The organism is Lentzea alba (genome assembly GCF_011067745.1).
In the GTDB taxonomy this organism is placed as follows: domain Bacteria; phylum Actinomycetota; class Actinomycetes; order Mycobacteriales; family Pseudonocardiaceae; genus Lentzea; species Lentzea alba.
In genome coordinates this window covers 378,481-394,543 of record NZ_JAAMPJ010000004.1, presented here as the reverse complement: position 1 = coordinate 394,543, position 16,063 = coordinate 378,481, and the positions used below count along the sequence as shown (strand labels likewise).

General features: G+C 69.5%; 18 protein-coding genes and 1 pseudogene. 6 read left to right on the top strand and 13 right to left on the bottom strand.

What is annotated here, in order from left to right:
• Window positions 1-13: 13 nt before the first annotated feature.
• From aroQ to G7043_RS17520, 7 genes are all read right to left on the bottom strand, one after another.
• Complete coding sequence (gene aroQ, locus G7043_RS17550) at window positions 14-442, bottom strand: type II 3-dehydroquinate dehydratase (RefSeq protein ID WP_166046728.1); 429 nt, start codon at window positions 440-442, stop codon at window positions 14-16.
• The gene (aroB, locus tag G7043_RS17545; RefSeq protein ID WP_166046727.1) at window positions 439-1,548 is read right to left on the bottom strand and encodes a 3-dehydroquinate synthase; all 1,110 of its coding nucleotides are present in this window, start codon (window positions 1,546-1,548) and stop codon (window positions 439-441) included. The genes aroQ and aroB overlap by 4 nt, the downstream gene beginning before the upstream one ends.
• Entirely contained in the window at window positions 1,545-2,051 is a 507-nt protein-coding gene (locus G7043_RS17540) for a shikimate kinase (RefSeq protein ID WP_166046726.1), read from the bottom strand. The genes aroB and G7043_RS17540 overlap by 4 nt, the downstream gene beginning before the upstream one ends.
• The gene (aroC, locus tag G7043_RS17535; protein ID WP_166046725.1) at window positions 2,048-3,247 is read right to left on the bottom strand and encodes a chorismate synthase; all 1,200 of its coding nucleotides are present in this window, start codon (window positions 3,245-3,247) and stop codon (window positions 2,048-2,050) included. Before aroC ends, G7043_RS17540 begins: the two co-directional genes overlap by 4 nt.
• Before the next feature lie 13 nt (window positions 3,248-3,260).
• Window positions 3,261-3,713, bottom strand: coding sequence for a prepilin peptidase (locus G7043_RS17530; RefSeq protein WP_166046724.1), 453 nt, complete (start codon window positions 3,711-3,713; stop codon window positions 3,261-3,263).
• A 223-nt stretch (window positions 3,714-3,936) separates the two neighbouring features.
• Window positions 3,937-4,392, bottom strand: coding sequence for a PTS sugar transporter subunit IIA (locus G7043_RS17525; protein ID WP_166046723.1), 456 nt, complete (start codon window positions 4,390-4,392; stop codon window positions 3,937-3,939).
• Window positions 4,389-4,625, bottom strand: coding sequence for a glucose PTS transporter subunit EIIB (locus G7043_RS17520; protein WP_166046722.1), 237 nt, complete (start codon window positions 4,623-4,625; stop codon window positions 4,389-4,391). Before G7043_RS17520 ends, G7043_RS17525 begins: the two co-directional genes overlap by 4 nt.
• 111 nt (window positions 4,626-4,736) lie before the next feature.
• Here G7043_RS17520 and G7043_RS17515 point away from each other — a divergent pair, with 111 nt between their 5' ends.
• The 3 genes from G7043_RS17515 to G7043_RS17505 are packed head-to-tail and all read left to right on the top strand — an operon-like array spanning window position 4,737 to window position 7,078.
• A complete protein-coding gene (locus G7043_RS17515) occupies window positions 4,737-5,492 on the top strand; it encodes a GntR family transcriptional regulator (RefSeq protein WP_166046721.1) in 756 nt (251 codons plus the stop codon).
• Window positions 5,489-6,781, top strand: coding sequence for a PTS transporter subunit EIIC (locus tag G7043_RS17510; protein WP_166046720.1), 1,293 nt, complete (start codon window positions 5,489-5,491; stop codon window positions 6,779-6,781). The genes G7043_RS17515 and G7043_RS17510 overlap by 4 nt, the downstream gene beginning before the upstream one ends.
• 30 nt (window positions 6,782-6,811) lie before the next feature.
• Window positions 6,812-7,078, top strand: coding sequence for an HPr family phosphocarrier protein (locus tag G7043_RS17505; RefSeq protein ID WP_158102618.1), 267 nt, complete (start codon window positions 6,812-6,814; stop codon window positions 7,076-7,078).
• Window positions 7,079-7,282: 204 nt separating this feature from the next.
• On the opposite strand, the pseudogene G7043_RS48340 reads toward G7043_RS17505, so the two are convergent.
• Window positions 7,283-7,546, bottom strand: a pseudogene (locus tag G7043_RS48340) (phosphatase PAP2 family protein); the annotation flags it as partial.
• Window positions 7,547-7,876: 330 nt separating this feature from the next.
• Between G7043_RS48340 and G7043_RS17500 the strand changes: the two are divergent.
• Genes G7043_RS17500 through G7043_RS17490 form a run of 3 tightly spaced genes read left to right on the top strand, consistent with a single transcriptional unit; the run spans window position 7,877 to window position 10,298 of the window.
• The gene (locus G7043_RS17500) at window positions 7,877-8,551 is read left to right on the top strand and encodes a response regulator transcription factor (RefSeq protein ID WP_166046719.1); all 675 of its coding nucleotides are present in this window, start codon (window positions 7,877-7,879) and stop codon (window positions 8,549-8,551) included.
• A gap of 32 nt (window positions 8,552-8,583) precedes the next feature.
• Window positions 8,584-9,894 (top strand): sensor histidine kinase, encoded by a 1,311-nt coding sequence (locus G7043_RS17495; protein WP_242642362.1) that lies wholly within the window; start codon window positions 8,584-8,586, stop codon window positions 9,892-9,894.
• The gene (locus tag G7043_RS17490; RefSeq protein WP_166046717.1) at window positions 9,891-10,298 is read left to right on the top strand and encodes a hypothetical protein; all 408 of its coding nucleotides are present in this window, start codon (window positions 9,891-9,893) and stop codon (window positions 10,296-10,298) included. Before G7043_RS17495 ends, G7043_RS17490 begins: the two co-directional genes overlap by 4 nt.
• On the opposite strand, the gene G7043_RS17485 is transcribed toward G7043_RS17490, so the two are convergent.
• From G7043_RS17485 to alaS, 5 genes are read right to left on the bottom strand one after another with little or no spacing between them, the layout of a single operon-like run.
• Window positions 10,295-10,816: a DUF6985 domain-containing protein gene (locus G7043_RS17485; RefSeq protein ID WP_166046716.1), complete on the bottom strand. Its 522-nt coding sequence runs from the start codon at window positions 10,814-10,816 to the stop codon at window positions 10,295-10,297. The two genes, G7043_RS17490 and G7043_RS17485, sit on opposite strands and share 4 nt — an antisense overlap.
• Window positions 10,817-10,826: 10 nt before the next feature.
• Window positions 10,827-11,645, bottom strand: a complete 819-nt coding sequence (locus tag G7043_RS48335) for a shikimate dehydrogenase (protein WP_313887938.1) — start codon at window positions 11,643-11,645, stop codon at window positions 10,827-10,829.
• A complete protein-coding gene (gene mltG, locus G7043_RS48330) occupies window positions 11,645-12,874 on the bottom strand; it encodes an endolytic transglycosylase MltG (protein WP_313887937.1) in 1,230 nt (409 codons plus the stop codon). The genes G7043_RS48335 and mltG overlap by 1 nt, the downstream gene beginning before the upstream one ends.
• Window positions 12,871-13,359, bottom strand: a complete 489-nt coding sequence (gene ruvX, locus G7043_RS17470) for a Holliday junction resolvase RuvX (RefSeq protein ID WP_166046715.1) — start codon at window positions 13,357-13,359, stop codon at window positions 12,871-12,873. The genes mltG and ruvX overlap by 4 nt, the downstream gene beginning before the upstream one ends.
• Window positions 13,346-16,015, bottom strand: a complete 2,670-nt coding sequence (alaS, locus tag G7043_RS17465; RefSeq protein WP_166046714.1) for an alanine--tRNA ligase — start codon at window positions 16,013-16,015, stop codon at window positions 13,346-13,348. The genes ruvX and alaS overlap by 14 nt, the downstream gene beginning before the upstream one ends.
• Window positions 16,016-16,063: the final 48 nt, after the last annotated feature.

The following is a 16,063-nucleotide window of genomic DNA, read 5'->3' as shown; positions in this document are numbered from 1 at the left end:
GCGGCCCCGGCCACTACTTCTTGAGCGACAGCCAGCGCAGCGCCAGCAGGTAGCCCTCGACGCCGAGCCCCACGATCACGCCGCTCGCGATCGCCGAGATGACGCTGTGGTGCCGGAACTCCTCGCGCTGGTGGATGTTCGAGATGTGCACCTCGACCAGCGGCGCGGTGAGCTGCGAGCACGCGTCGCGCAGCGCGATCGAGTAGTGGGTCCAGGCGGCGCCGTTGAGCACGACGGGGATCGAGGCGTCGGCGGCCTCGTGCAGCCACGCGACCATCTCGCCCTCGAAGGCGGTCTGGCGGACCTCGACCTCGAAGCCGAGGTCCTTGCCCTCGGCCACGCACATGTCGACGAGGTCGGCGTGGGTGGTGCTGCCGTAGATGAGCGGCTCGCGGGTGCCGAGGCGGTCCAGGTTCGGGCCGTTCAGGACGAGGACCTTCACAGCAGCACCTTCCCGGAGCCGGTGGTCGGCTCGGCGGCGACGGCCGAGTAGGCGGCGGCGATCAGGGCCGGGTCCGGGCCCTCCAGGCGGCCGGGCTTGGCGAGGCCGTCGAGGACGACGAAGCGGAGCACGCCCGCCTTGTTCTTCTTGTCGACCTTCATGCCCTCCATCAGCTGCGGGAGGGCGTCCGGGTCGTAGGAGGTCGGCAGGCCGAGCAGTTCCAGCACCCGCTTGTGGCGATCCGCGGTGTCGTCGTCGAGACGGCCGGCGAGGCGGGCCAGTTCGGCGGCGAACACCAGGCCCACGCTGATCGCGGCACCGTGCCGCCAGCGGTAGCGCTCGCGGCGTTCGATGGCGTGGCCCAGGGTGTGGCCGTAGTTCAGGATCTCGCGCAGCGACGACTCGCGGAGGTCGTTCGTCACCACGTCGGCCTTGATCTGGATCTTGCGGCGGACCAGCTCGGCGAGCACGTCGCCGGTCGGGTCCAGCGCGAGCGCGGGGTCGGCCTCGATCAGGTCGAGGATGACCGGGTCGGCGATGAAGCCGCCCTTGACGATCTCGGCCATGCCGGCGACGAGCTCGTTGCGCGGCAGGGTTTCCAGGGTCGCCAGGTCGACGAAGATGGCGTCCGGCTCGTAGAACGTGCCGACGAGGTTCTTGCCCGCGTCGGTGTTGATGCCGGTCTTGCCGCCGACCGCCGCGTCGACCATGCCGAGCAGCGTCGTCGGGATGTTCACCAGGCGCACGCCGCGCATCCAGGTGGACGCGACGAAGCCCGCGAGGTCGGTCACCGCGCCGCCGCCCAGGCCGACGACGACGTCCGCGCGCGAGAGGCCGATCTTGCCGAGCACGTCCCAGCAGAAACCGGCGACGGCGAGGTCCTTGCCGTCCTCGGCGTCGGGGACCTCGACGCGGTGCGCGTCGGCGCCGCCCGCCTTCAGCTCCTCGACCAGCACCTCGGCGGTCGCGGCGAGCGTCGGCTGGTGCACGATCGCGATCTTGGCCGTGCCCTTGAGGAACTCGACGATGTCGCCGAGCAGGCCGCGGCCGATCACCACGTCGTAGGGCTTCTCGGCGGCGACCCGGATGCGGGCGGGCTCGGTCATTGCTCAGCTCCCTTGATCACCGCTGCGGTCACCTGCTCCGGATCGAGGGCGTCGGTCAGCACCTCGATCGTCGCGACCTCGCGGTACAGCGGCAGGCGCGCGTCCAGCAGCGCCTTGAACGTCGCGCGCGGGTTCACGCCGGACAGCAGTGGCCGCGCGGACGAGAGTCCGGTGCGGCGCACGCCCTCGGCCATGCCCACGTTCAGGAACACGACCGTGTGCGCCTTCAGCAGCTCACGGGTGGCGGCGGACAGCACCGCTCCCCCGCCCAGCGCCAGCACGCCGTCGTGCTCCGCCAGTGCCTTGGCGACGGCTTCTTCTTCCAGGGCACGGAAAACCGGCTCGCCGTCGTCGGTGAAGATGTCCGAGATCGGCTTGCCCGCGGTCTCGACGATGTCCACGTCGACGTCGCGGAAGGTGAGGTTCAGCTGCTTCGCCAGCAGCTCGCTGACGGTGGTCTTGCCCGCGCCGGGCGGGCCGACCACGACGAAGCGCGGGCTCACATGCCCTCCCAGCGGGCTTCCAGGGCCTTGAGGTACGCGTGGGCGTTGCGCCGGGTCTCGTCCAGCGAGTCGCCGCCGAACTTCTCCAGCGCGGCCTCGGCCAGTACCAGCGCCACGACGGACTCCAGCACCACACCGGCCCGCGGCACCGCGCACACGTCCGAACGCTGGTGGATCGCGACGGCGGGCTCGCCGGTGCGGACGTCCACAGTGGACAGCGCGCGGGGAACCGTCGAGATGGGCTTCATGGCCACGCGGGCACGCAGGATCTCACCGTTGGTGATGCCGCCTTCGAGGCCGCCGGCGCGGTTCGAGCGGCGGGTGACGCCGACCGGGCCGCTGCCGCGGTCGATCTCGTCGTGCGCCTGCGAACCCCAGCGCTGCGCGGAGGTGAAGCCGTCGCCGATCTCGACGCCCTTCATCGCCTGCACGCCCATCAGGGCGGCGGCCAGGCGCGCGTCGAGGCGGCGGTCCCAGTGCACGTGCGAGCCGAGGCCCGGCGGCAACCCGTACGCGAGCACCTCGATCACGCCGCCGACCGTGTCACCGGCCTCCTTGACGGCCTCGACCTCGGCGACCATCGCGTCGGTGCCGCGCTGGTCGAAGCAGCGCACCGGCGACTCGTCGATCGCGGGCAGGTCGTCCGGCGTGGGCAGCGCGGCGTCCTCCGGCGTCTGCGCCTTGCCGATGGACACGACGTGGCTCAGGATCCGCACGCCCAGCAACTGCTGCAGGAACTGGCGGGCGACCGTGCCGAGCGCGGTGCGGGCGGCGGTTTCGCGGGCGGACGCGCGTTCGAGCACGGGCCGGGCCTCGTCGAAGCCGAACTTCTGCATGCCCGGCAGGTCCGCGTGACCGGGCCGGGGCCGCGTCAGGGCCTCGTTGCGGCCGGTCGGCTTGAGCAGGCTCGGGTCCACGGGGTCGGGCGACATGACCGTCTGCCACTTGGGCCACTCGGAGTTGCCGATCGTGACCGCGATCGGACCGCCTTGGGTCCGGCCGTGGCGCACGCCGCCGAGGATCTCGACCTCGTCCTGCTCGAACCCCATCCGGGGCGAGCGACCGAACCCGAGCCTGCGGCGCCCGAGCTGGGCGACGAGGTCCTCGGTGGTCACCTCGACTCCGGCGGGCATGCCCTCCAGGACGGCGACGAGGGCGGGGCCGTGTGACTCTCCAGCGGTGATCCAGCGCAGCACGTTCACAATCCTTTCACAGCGTGGTCAAAGCCCAGGTGGCGGCCAGCAACCCGGGCCCGTGCGGCACTCTCCTGCTGCGTCTGACGGCCGCCAGCACGAGCGTGACCGTACTGGACAAGATCGCCGCAGGTAGGAGCAACGGGAGTGCGAGCGGCGCGCCTAGTCCGAACGCCAGCTTCACGTCCCCGCCGCCCATGAGGTGCGGCCGCCAGCGCCGGACGGCGAGATGAGCGCCACCGAAGATCACCGCCGCGAGCACGGCGGCTCCCAGCCGGTGGAACTCGAGGAGCAGCAGCGCGGCCCCCAACGGGAGGGTGAGCGCGTCCGGCAACCGGTGGTGCCGCAGGTCCGTCGCCGCGAGCACGATGCCGAACAACGCCAGCACGTACGACGAGGGTGGTGCGTCGAGGGCGGCGGCGACCGTCCACAACGAACCCAGCACAGACGCGAGCAGGACCGTGGTCATGACACCACGGTCCTGCTAGGTACGACTCGGACCCAAATTCCGGCCCGTCGTGAACGGTCCGTTCACACACCGCCCCCCGATGCCTCACCGACCACCAGGAGATGCCCGATCAGGTGATCCTTCAAGTCACGCGGGGCCCCCGCGTTTCCCTGGAAGGGACGCGGGGGCCCCGCGTTACTCCAACAGACACGGGTGGGTGAGGGGGTGAGGTGGGTGCGGTTGCTCAGCGAGACCAGTCGAAGAGGGCGTCGTTCGTGGTGACGTCCGCGTCCAGGGCGAGGCCGGCCAGCACGTCGGCGGACGCGTCCAGCGCGATCACCGGGCAGATCGGCGCGAACCCGGCCGCCTCAACCTCCGCCGGGTCCCAGGTCACGATCCGCTGACCGGCCCGCACCTCCTCGCCCTTCACGACGTGCAGCTCGAAGCCCTCGCCCTTGCGCTTCACGGTGTCGATGCCGAGGTGGACGAGCACCGCGGCGCCGTCGCCCGTGGCCACGACGAACGCGTGCGGGTGCAGCGTGACGACCTTGCCGTCGACCGGCGAGACGACGTCGGCCTTGGCGCGGACCGGCTCGACCGCGACGCCGGGGCCGACCATCGCCTGCGAGAAGACCGGGTCCGGCACGGCGGAGAGCGCGACCACCCGGCCGGTCACGGGGCTGCCGACGCGGAGGCTCACAGGAGGTCCTCGATGTCGGACGCGAGGGTGTCCGCCTCGGGGCCGACGACGACCTGCACGACGTTGCCGGAACGCATGACTCCGTGCGCTCCCAACGCCTTCAGGGCCTTCTCGTCCACGACGGAACCGTCCTCCAGCTCACACCGCAGGCGGGTGATGCACGGCTCGATCTCGACGATGTTGGACGCGCCGCCCAGTGCCGCGATGATCTTCTGCGCCTTCTCGTCAGCCACGTTCGTACCTCTCGTTCCCGTAACAGCGGTTGACACCCGCTCGGTGTGCGGAGCATTCTCCCGCACCAACTGGTCTAGACCGGAAAGTACCACTAGCGAGGAGGTGAGCGAATGCACGAGATCGTGGACGGGCCCAAGCCCAAGCACGCGCAGCTCCGCGAGATCCTGCGCCGGCTCGCCGAGCGGGACCTCGCGCCGGGCTCACCCATCCCGTCCGAACGCGACCTCGCCGAGCGGTACGGGGTCTCCCGCATCACGGTGCGGGCCGCCGTCGGCCAACTGGTCGCCGAAGGCCTGCTCACCAGGGCGAAGGGGCGTGGGACGTTCACCGCACGGCGGCGCTACGACCTGCAGCACCTGCTGGCCTCGTTCACCTCGGACATGAAGGCTCGCGGGCTCGAGCCCAGCACCGAGGTGATCAGCTCCGGCCAGGCTGCTCCCGGTTCGAAGGCCTCGCTGGGGCTCGATCCGGACGAGTACGCGTACCGGGTGGTGCGGCTGCGCAGGGCCGACGGGGCGCCACTCGCCCTGGAGGCCGGCTGGTACAGCCCGCACCTGCTGCCCGAGCTCGACCGGTGCGACCTCTCCGGGTCGCTCTACGAGCTGTTCGCGGCGAAGTACGGGGTGCAGCTCGACGAAGCTCGGCAGACCGTGTGGGCCGAGACCGCCGACGCCGAGACGGCCAAGGCGCTCGACGTCCGAAAGGGCAGTCCGCTGCTCGTGTTCCGAAGGGTCGCCAGCGCGCAGGGGCGGCCTTGTGAAGACGTTACTTCCTGGTACCGGGGCGATCTCTACCAGGTGACCATGCAACTGGACCGGACCGTCCCGGGTTCCGGACCGAACTCCGCCAAGGGAGGTACCCGATGAGCGCCAACACCGCAGATGTGGGCGGTCGTCAGATCAAGGGCCTCGCCACGTTGCAGCGCTTCGGTCGCAGCCTCATGCTGCCGATCGCCGTGCTGCCCGCGGCAGGTCTTTTGCTCCGCTTCGGCCAGCCGGACATGCTGGGCAAGGACGGCCTCGGCTGGAACGAGGTCGCCGCGGTGATCGGCGCGGCGGGCGACGCGTTGTTCAGCAACCTCGCCCTGCTGTTCGCGGTCGGCATCGCCGTCGGGTTCGCCCGGCGCGGTGACGGTTCCACGGCGCTCGCCGGCGTCGTCGGCTACGTCGTGCTGACGAGCGTCTTCAAGGCCATGTCGCCGCTGGTCCTCGACCAGCCGACGGACCCGGCCGCGAAGCCGGAAGTGATCAACTACGGCGTGCTCGGCGGTATCGTCGTCGGCATCCTGACGGCGTTGCTGTGGCAGAAGTACCACCGCATCAAGCTGCCCACGTACCTGGCGTTCTTCGGTGGCCGCCGGTTCGTGCCGATCATCGTCGCCGGCGTCATGACGGTCCTCGGCGTCTTGCTCGGCCTCGTCTACCCGTGGTTCGACGCGGGCCTCACCGCCATCGGTGAGTGGGTCACCGGCAGCACGATCATCGGTGCGTTCATCTACGGTGTCGTCAACCGCCTGCTGATCCCGCTCGGCCTGCACCACATCGTGAACAACGTCGTGTGGTTCCAGTTCGGCGAGTACAACGACAAGACCGGTGACATCCCGCGCTTCCTCGCGGGCGACCCGACCGCCGGCACGTTCCAGACCGGCTTCTTCCCGATCCTGATGTTCGCGCTCCCGGCCGCGGCGCTCGCGATCGTGCACACCGCGAAGCCCAGCCAGCGCAAGATCATCGGCGGCATCATGGGCTCCGCCGCGCTCACCGCGTTCATCACCGGTGTGACGGAGCCGCTGGAGTTCGCGTTCATGTTCGTGGCGTGGCCGCTCTACCTGATCCACGCGCTGCTGACCGGTACGTCGCTGGCGATCTCGAACGCCCTGGGCGCCCACGACGGCTTCTCGTTCTCGGCCGGTGCGATCGACTTCATCCTGAACTGGAACATCGCCACCAAGCCGTGGCTGCTGATCATCCTCGGCCTGATCTACGCGGTGATCTACTACTTCCTGTTCCGCTTCGTCATCACCAAGTGGAACCTGAAGACGCCGGGTCGCGAGGACGACGAGTCGCCCGAGGCCGACGAGAGCGTCGTCGGCAGCGGGCGGGAGGATGCGGGTACCACTCGCACCGACGTCCGCGAGCCGAAGACCGACAAGTAGGCAACACCAGCTCTACCGGGAGGAACCATCATGGCCGAGCGACGGGTCACCGTGGCCAGCAAGGTCGGACTGCACGCCCGACCGGCCGCACTGCTGGCGAAGGCCGCCGCCGACCAGCCGGTGACGGTCACCATCCGCAAGGACGACGGCGAAGCCGTTGAAGCGGCGAGTGTGCTGGGACTCATGACCCTGGGTGCCATGCACGGTGACGAGGTGGTGCTCAGCGCCGACGGGGACGGAGCGGACGCTGCTCTGGACGCCATCGCCGAACTGATCGCCACCGACCACGACGACTGAGTCGTGACCGGGCTGTGGACGGTCCTCGTCACCCCGAAGACGGGGACCACCCACGGCCCATCCGAAGTGCAGGACGACACCCGCGGTCACGACGCCGGCCAAGGTCGACGGCGTGGCCTGCGGGTACATCACCATCAGCCAGACCCCGCCCACCGCGAGCGCGGGCGGCACCACCAACCCCGCGGTCCACTTGCGCAGCACCAGAAACGCGAGCGTGGAGACCAGCAACGCCGCGCCGAGCGTGTCGCTGAACCGGTGCCAGCCGAGCGACACCGTCTCCGCCGCCACCGCACCCGCCCCGATCGCCCCGGGCACCGCGACCAGAAGTGCGAACCGCCGCGGCACCGCCATGGTCACCGCGATCACCGACGCCACCGCGGCCGTCGTGTGTCCACTCGGAAAGCTGTTGTGCACCAACACGGCGTCTTCGTCGAGTTCGGGCCGCACGAGCACGTAGAGCTTCAGCATCTGCGCGAGCAACACCGAACCGCCGAGCACCAGCAACGGCGGAAACGCCTTCTTGCGCGCAATCAGGATCACGAGGATCGCGGCGACGATGATCGCCATGTCCACGTTGGACGCCCACGAGCGTTGCAGTGACAACTCGGGCAACGCGGCGTTCTCCGCCTTCTGCCCGAACGACGTCCACACCAACGCGAAGTACGTGAAGAGGAATCCCAGCAAGCTTCCGGCCATGCGATCGAGACTCCGCGAGCCGATCAACGGGAGCGTGCGCGCCATGTCATGGTTCCGCTACAGAACCAGCACAGGTGCCGTTACCCACCGATAATGGATCTCGTGGCGATGGTCTTGCTGGTCGAGGACGACCCCTCTGTGCGTGAAGGACTCGGACTGGCGTTGCGCCGCCAGGGACACGACGTCCGGGCAGCCGGTACAGGCGAGGAAGGCGTCGAGAGGCTCCGCGAGTCACGCCCCGACATCGTCGTGCTGGACATCATGCTGCCCGGCATCGACGGCTTCGAGACGTGCCGCCGCATGCGCTCCCACGCCGAGGTGCCGATCATCATGCTCACCGCGCGCGGTGACGACTTCGACGTCGTCGCGGGCCTGGAGGCGGGCGCCGACGACTACGTGGTGAAGCCCGTCGAGCCGCGGGTTCTGGAGGCCCGGATCCGCGCGGTGCTGCGACGGACCGTGTCCGAACCGTCCAGCGTGGAACGGCACGGCTCCCTGGTGATCGACCGCGCCGGCCTGCAGGTGCTCAAGGACGACATGAAGGTGGCGCTGACACCGACCGAACTGAAGCTGCTGCTGGAACTGTCCCGCACACCGGGCCGCGTGCTGACCCGCCAGCAGATCCTTGAGGCCGTCTGGGAACACGACTACCTCGGCGACTCGCGCCTGGTCGACGCGTGCGTGCAACGCCTGCGCGCCAAGATCGAGGACGTGCCCTCCGAACCCGGCTACGTCCACACCGTGCGCGGCTTCGGTTACCGCTTCGGCCCCCGATGAGGTCGCTCTTCCGAGGCCTGAAGCCTCGGCTGATGGCGGCGTTCCTGCTGCTGACCCTGCTGGGCGCGGTGGCGGCGGCGGGTGCCTCCTACGCCACGGCCCGGAACCTGATCCTGGAGGACGCGCAGAACGGGTTCATGAACCCGCTGGTCCAGGACGTCCGCGACTACGCGCCCCGGCTGACCGTGCCGCCCACGCAGAAGGACCTCGACGACTTCTCCGCGTACCTGCGCGGCGGCGCGACCGTGACCTACGGCGACCTTCGTTCCCGCACCGGCCCCGTGCTCTCGACCATGCCCGCGGAGATGCGGGAGTCGCTGAAGTCGAGCAGGACGGTCCTCTGGCAGCGTCGCACCGATCTCGCCTATCCGTACCTGGTCATCGGCATCCCGCTGCAGCGCGCCGACGGTTCTCTCACCGGCGTCGAGGTGTGGTCGGTGCAGTCCCTGGACGCCTCGCAAGCCGCCGTCAACAGCTTCTCGACCGCCGCGTGGGTCGGCGTCAGCCTGGTCATCCCGCTCGCCCTCGGCCTGGCCCTCTTCACCGCGCGGGGCGTCCTGCGCCCTGTCCGCCGGCTGGGCGCCGCGGCGCGCGCGCTCGGTTCCGGGCGTCTGGACACGCGGGTCGACGAACGGGGCTCCGACGAACTCTCCGACCTGGCCCGCACGTTCAACCGCGCGGCCGAGCAACTGGAAGCCTCGCAGGCCGCCTCCCGCAGGTTCGTCGCCGACGTGTCCCACGAGCTCCGCACCCCTCTGACGGCCATGAGCGCGGTGACCGCCGTCCTGGACGAGGACGCCGACACCCTGCCGCCGGACACCGCCGTGGCGGCCCGCCTGGTGTCGACCGAGACGCGCAAGCTGACCCGTCTGGTCAACGACCTGATGGAGATCTCGCGCTTCGACGAGGGCCGCAACCTCCTCGAACTCGACGAGTGGGACATCGGCACCGCCGTCCGCGACTCGCTGGCCGCCCGCGGCTGGACGTCCTCGGTGGAGACCGAACTGCCGGACGGCGTGATGGGCCGGGTGGACCGCCGCCGTCTCGACGTCATCGTGGCCAACCTCGTCGGCAACGCCCTGAAGCACGGCGGCGCCCCCGTCCTGGTCACGGTCAGACCTGGTGTCATCGAGGTGACCGACCACGGCCCCGGCATCCCACCCGATGCCCTGCCGCACATCTTCGACCGTTTCTACAAGGCAGACACGGCCCGCTCCCGTTCCGAGGGCAGCGGTCTGGGATTGGCGATCGCATGGGAGAACGCCCGCCTGCACGGCGGCACCATCGAAGCGGCCAACGCGCCCTCGGGCGGCGCGGTCTTCACCTTGCGCTTGCCCTGGTGACCCTGTCGACCCTGGTCACGCTGACGGCCTGCGGCGTGCGGCCCACCCCGGTGCTGACCGGCGCCGAGGCCCCGACGGTCTCCTCGCACGAGCTGACCGTCTACCTGGTCAAGGCCGAGCGCGACGGCCTGGTGCGCCGCACCCGCCCGTACACGGGCAACGTGGAAACCGTCACGGCCATCGACCTGCTGGTGGCCGGCCTCACCGACGAGGAGAAGAAGCTCGGCCTGCACACCGAGGTGCCCACCACGACCTCGCGGATCTACGCGGTGTCCAACGTCGTCCTGCTGCCCCAGGACATGGGGCCGCTGTCGATGTGGGCGCAGTTCCAGCTCTACTGCACGGCGATCGCGAGCCGGGCGAAGGTGGAGGGCGTGCAGGTGGCGGACGTCGACTGCCCCTAGCGGACGTAGACGACGTTCTCGAGGTCGTCGCGCGCGTATGCCGACGCATTGGTGAGGTGCCCGTCGTACGGCCCGACCTTGGTCACGCGCGCGCCGCCGCGAAACACGACCTGCAACCCGTGCTCTTCTTCCCACGAACACTCGCACTCGACGGAGACGTAAACCAGCCCGTCCCCGCTGTGTCGCCTCACAGTCACGTCGTGCCGGTCAACCGAGACGTGGTCCCAGACCTGTTCGGGTCCGGCGATCTGCGGAAAGTCCTCGTCGTCCGCGAACTCGGCCGCGATGTCCTGGTAGTACTCGAAGACAGCGGGGGCCGCGTCCTGCAGGGCCGTGCGGTCCAGCGCCAGGAAGGTGCGGATGACGGCGTGGAAGTCCTCCTTGTCCGGGTCGTCCTCGTATCCCTCCACGATGAACGGACAGAAAATGGCGCCGAAAACCGGCACCGGAACAGGGTCGCTGACAAGGCAGTCCGGCTCGTCGTCGCGGCTCACGGGCCCGAGGCCGGGAATCTCCACTCGGTCGTCCCTACGCGCGCGTGGCCAGCTCGGCGGCCAAGGCCGAGCGCATCACTTCCTGCGGCGCCGGCTTCCCGGTGAACTGCTCCACCTGCCCGAAAGCCTGATGCAGCAACATGTCCAGCCCGGTGGCCAACCGAGCCCCGGACGCCTCCACCGCCGAAGCGACCGGCGTGGGCCACGGGTGGTAGATCACGTCGAGCACGTACGGCGCCTGAGCCAGCGCGAAAGCCAGCGGAACCGTCGCCTCGGCCGGGACGGTGGACACCAGCACGTCCGACGCGGCGGCCAGCGCGCCGAGGTCCACAGAGGACAGTGTCAGTACGTCGACCGCGACACCGACCCGGGCGGCGGTGGCCAGAGCCTCGGAAGCACGCGAAGGATCCCGCACCACCAGGGAAACCGACGACACGCCCATCTCGGCGAACCCGGCCAGCACGGCCGTGGCCGTGCCGCCCGCGCCGATCACGACGCCGCGCGAGCCGCCGGAGAAACCCTTCTCCCGCAACGCCCCCACGACGCCGTCCACATCGGTGCAGTCGGCGTGCCACCCCGATTCGGTGCGCACCAGCGTGTTCGCGGCACCGACGGCCGCGGCGCGCTCGGTCACCGAGGACGCGAAGGCCAACGCCGCGCGTTTCGTCGGCATCGTGCACGACAGCCCTACCCACTCCGGGCCCAGCGACGAGACCAGAGCGGGCACTTCGGACTCGGTGCACTCCAGCCGCGTGTACTCCAGGTCGAGGCCCAGCGCGGTGTACGCGGCGTTGTGCAGCACAGGGGAAAGGGAGTGCTTGATCGGCGAACCGATCACAGCCGCGCGAAGCACTAGTAGACGCCGTCCTTCTGAGCCTTCGCGACCAGCGCGTTGTGCTCGTCGATGTTCTTCGAGAAGCACGTGGTGCCGTCCGCCTGGCACTTCACGAAGTACATGATGTCGCCACCCTCGGGCTTCATCACGGCCGCGATCGCCTGCTGTGACGGCGAGCCGATCGGGGTCGGCGGCAGGCCCTGGTTCACGTAGCTGTTGTACGGGCCGGGTGCCTCGCGGTCCTGGTCGGACGTGCGGATGTGCGGCTGGTTGTTCTGGTAGTTGATGGTCGAGTCGAACTGCAGCGCCATGGGCTCCTTCAGGCGGTTGTAGATCACCTGGGAGACCTTGGTGAAGTCCTTCTCGATGGCTTCCTTCTCGATCAGCGAGGCCATGATCAGGACCTCGTAGGGGCGGAAGCCGGTGTTCACGGTGCCGCCGGGGATGCCGGCGCCCTGCAGTTTCTGGGCCGAGGCGACGACGACGCTGCGGATCAGCTCCACCGCGGAGACACCCGGCTTGACCTGGTAGACGCCGCGCATGATCAGGCCTTCGAGGCGGTGAGCGGGATCGGCGCGCTTCACGTCGGCCAGCGCCCAGTCCGGGACGCCCAGGGCCACCGGGTCGGTCTGCTCGGCCGCGGCCTTGATCTCCTCGGCGGACAGGCACGTCTTCTGGCCGTCCTTCTCCGTGCAGCTCGCCTTGGCGAGCTGGGAGTAGACGCCCGGCACGGTCTTGCCGTTGGCCTGGATGTCGGTGAGCTTCAGGCCACCGACGATCTGCACGGCCGGGACCCTCGTCTTCGGGTCGATCATGCGGGCGACGGCGAGCTGGCCCGACATCTTCGTCTTCATCAGGTAGAAGCCCGGCTGGATCGACGTCACGCGGGTGTCGGTCTTGCTGGCCTCGATGAAGGCGCGCCCGGAGGCGACGACGCCGTTCTCGTAGAGGGTCGACGCGATCTTGCTGACCACGTCGCCGTCCTGGACCTCGACGATGGTGTCGGTCTCGCCGCTGCCCGTGAAGTCGTCGTAGGAGCCGATGCCGCGCAGCTCCTTGTAGCCGTAGTAGGCGCCGCCCATGCCCACAGCGAGGACCAGCGCGACGACCATCCACAGGATGGTCTTCTTGCGCTTCTTCGCCTTGCGGCGGGCCTTGTCGCGCTCACGGTCACGCTCACGCTCGCGCTTGAGCGGACGTCGTTCATCCACATCGGGGTCGGTGAACAACCCGAGATCGTCGCTCACACCTCGTCCTTTCGGGCGGCCACAGACCGTGCCCGTGCGTCCAGCCAAGACTGCAGGATCTCGACAGCGGCGGCCTGGTCGACCACGGCACGCTGCTTCTTGCCCTTCACACCGCGCTGCGCCAGCACCCGGCTCACCACGACGGTCGTCAGTCGTTCGTCGCTGAGCCGGACCGGCACCGGGGCGATCCGTTCGGCCAAGGCCGCAGCGTACGCGGTAGCCGCATCCGCTGCCGGGCCGTGCCGACCAGCCAGTGTTTTGGGCAGACCGACCACGACCTCGACGACGTCATGTTCGGCCACGAGACGTACGAGCTCGGTGAGGTCCGAGCCGCGCTTCTCGTCACGCTGGAGAGTAACCAGCGGAGTGGCCAAAAACGCCCCTGGATCGCTGAGAGAAATTCCCACTCGAACCGAGCCGACGTCGACGCCGAGCCTCCGACCGAGGCCCGGATCGCCGACACCAGGTGAGTCAGTGCTGCTCAAGCACCTTGTCCAGTTCGTTCGTGAGGGCCGTGATGGCCTCCTGGACGCCGGCCGGGTTCGTGCCGCCGCCCTGGGCCAGGTCCGGCTTGCCGCCACCGCGGGCGGCGATGGCCGGGCCGAACACCGGCACCAGCTTGCCGGCGGCGAGACCCAGGTCGCGGGCGGCGGCCGTGGTGGCCACCACGAAGCTGACCTTGTCGCCGTCCACCGAGAACAGGGCCACCACACCGGGCTTGTTGCCCAGGCGGTTGCGGACCTCGCCACCGAGCGTGCGCAGGTCGTTGCCCGACACGCCCTCCAACCCCAGGGCCACCAGCGACAGGCCGCGAATGTCCAGGGCCTTGTCGGCGAGCGACCCGGCGTTGCCCAGCAGCTGGGCGGCGCGGACCTTTTCCAGCTCCTTCTCGGCCGACTTCAGCCGCTCGACCAGCGACTCGATCCGCTCGGGCAGGCCCTCGGAACCGACCTTGAGCATGTCGGAGAGGTTCTGCACGATGGCGCGTTCCTTGGCCAGGAACCGCATGGCCTCGATGCCGACGTAGGCCTCCAGGCGGCGCACGCCGGAACCAACCGACGACTCACCCAGCAGGGTGATCGGGCCGATCTGCGACGAGTGCTCGACGTGGGTGCCACCGCACAGCTCGCGCGACCACGGGCCACCGATCTCGATAACGCGCACGGTCTCGTCGTAGGTCTCGCCGAACAGGGCGACGGCACCCATGTCCTGGGCGCCGGCCATGTCGGTGTAGACGATGCTGACCGGCAGGTCCTTGCGCACGGCGAGGTTCGAGACCTCCTCGATCTCGCTGCGGGCCTCGGCGGACAGGCCACCGGTCCAGGCGAAGTCGAGCCGCAGGTAGCCGGGCTTGTTGTACGAACCGCTCTGCAGGGCCGACGGGCCGAGCACCTGACGCAGGGCGGCGTGCACGACGTGCGTGCCCGAGTGACCCTGGCGGGCACCGACGCGCCACTCCGGGTCGACGCGAGCCTCGACGTGCTCGCCCTCGGCGACCTCACCGTGCACGACGCGCACCTGGTGCACCCACAGCTTGCGGGCGACCTTCTGCACGTCGAGCACTTCCAGCTCGGCGTTGCCCGTGACGATGGTGCCGGCGTCGGACTCCTGACCACCGGACTCGGCGTACAGCGGCGTGCGGTCCAGGACGACCTCGACGATGTCGCCCTCACGAGCCGACTTGACCCGCTGGCCGTTCAGCACGATGCCGCGCAGCGTGGCCTCGGAGGCGAGCTCGGTGTAGCCGGTGAACTCGGTCGGGCCCTGCTCCAGCAGCTCCCGGTACACCGACTGGTCGCCGTGGCCGGTCTTCTTGCCGGCGGCGTCGGCTTTGGCGCGGGCGCGCTGCTCGGCCATCAGCTTGCGGAACCCGTCCTCGTCCACGCTGAGGCCGGCCTCGGAGGCCATCTCCAGCGTGAGGTCGATCGGGAAGCCGTACGTGTCGTGCAGCTGGAAGGCCTTGTCACCGGGCAGCGTGGCGCGGCCGTCCGACTTCACCTCGTTGGCGGCGTTCTCGAAGATCCGCGAACCGGCGTCGAGCGTGCGCAGGAACGTGTCCTCCTCGGCCTTGAGCACCTGCTGGATGCGGGCGAACCCGCTGACCAGCTCGGGGTAGGCCTCGCCCATCGAGTCGCGGACGACCTCGGCGAACTGCTGCAGCACCGGCTCGTTGACGCCCAGCAGGCGCGACGAGCGGATGATGCGGCGCAGCAGGCGCCGCAGCACGTAGCCGCGGGCCTCGTTGCCGGGCGTGACACCGTCGCCGACCAGCAGGACGCCACTGCGGGCGTGGTCGGCGATCACGCGAAAGCGAACGTCATCGACCTCGCTGTTCCCGTACTTGCGGCCGGACAGCTCCTCGGCCTTGTTGATCACGGCGCGGACCAGGTCGGTCTCGTAGACGTTGTCGACGCCCTGCAGCAGGTAGGCGACGCGCTCGACGCCCATGCCGGTGTCGATGTTCTTCGACGGCAGCTCGCCGAGGATCGGGTAGTCCTTCTTGGCCCCACCCTCGCCGCGGACGTTCTGCATGAAGACGAGGTTCCAGATCTCCAGGTACCTGTCCTCGTCGACGACCGGGCCGCCCTCCTTGCCGTACTCGGGGCCGCGGTCGTAGTAGATCTCCGAACACGGGCCGCACGGGCCGGGCACGCCCATCGACCAGAAGTTGTCCTCGACGCCACGGCGCTGGATGCGCTCCAGCGGCATGCCGGCGACCTTCTGCCACAGCTCGATGGCCTCGTCGTCGTCCAGGTAGACCGTGACCCAGATGCGCTCGGGGTCGAAGCCGTAGCCGCCGTCGTCCTGGGACTTGGTGATCAGCTCCCAGGCGAGCCGGATGGCGTCTTCCTTGAAGTAGTCGCCGAGCGAGAAGTTGCCGGCCATCTGGAAGAACGTGAGGTGGCGGGTGGTCTTGCCGACCTCGTCGATGTCCGGGGTGCGCACGCACTTCTGGATGCTGGTCATCCGCGGGGCGGGCGGCGGGGCCTCGCCGAGGAAGTACGGCTTGAACGGCACCATGCCGGCGTTGACGAACAACAGGTTGGGGTCGTCGAGCAGCAGCGAGGCGCTGGGGATGTACTTGTGCCCGGCGTTCTCGAAGTGCTCGCGGAAACGCTTGATGATCTCGTGGGTCTGCACGGGAGTTTCCTTGCTATTTCAGAAGTTGTCAGGGCGCGCGAACGAGGC

Excerpts from the sequence above, each read along its gene's own strand:
- aroB (WP_166046727.1), bottom strand. The coding sequence starts at position 1,548 with ATGACCGAGCCCGCCCGCATCCGGGTCGCCGCCGAGAAGCCCTACGAC.
- G7043_RS17530 (WP_166046724.1), bottom strand. The coding sequence starts at position 3,713 with ATGACCACGGTCCTGCTCGCGTCTGTGCTGGGTTCGTTGTGGACGGTC.
- G7043_RS17515 (WP_166046721.1), top strand. The coding sequence starts at position 4,737 with ATGCACGAGATCGTGGACGGGCCCAAGCCCAAGCACGCGCAGCTCCGC.
- G7043_RS17510 (WP_166046720.1), top strand. The coding sequence starts at position 5,489 with ATGAGCGCCAACACCGCAGATGTGGGCGGTCGTCAGATCAAGGGCCTC.
- G7043_RS17505 (WP_158102618.1), top strand. The coding sequence starts at position 6,812 with ATGGCCGAGCGACGGGTCACCGTGGCCAGCAAGGTCGGACTGCACGCC.
- G7043_RS17495 (WP_242642362.1), top strand. The coding sequence starts at position 8,584 with ATGGCGGCGTTCCTGCTGCTGACCCTGCTGGGCGCGGTGGCGGCGGCG.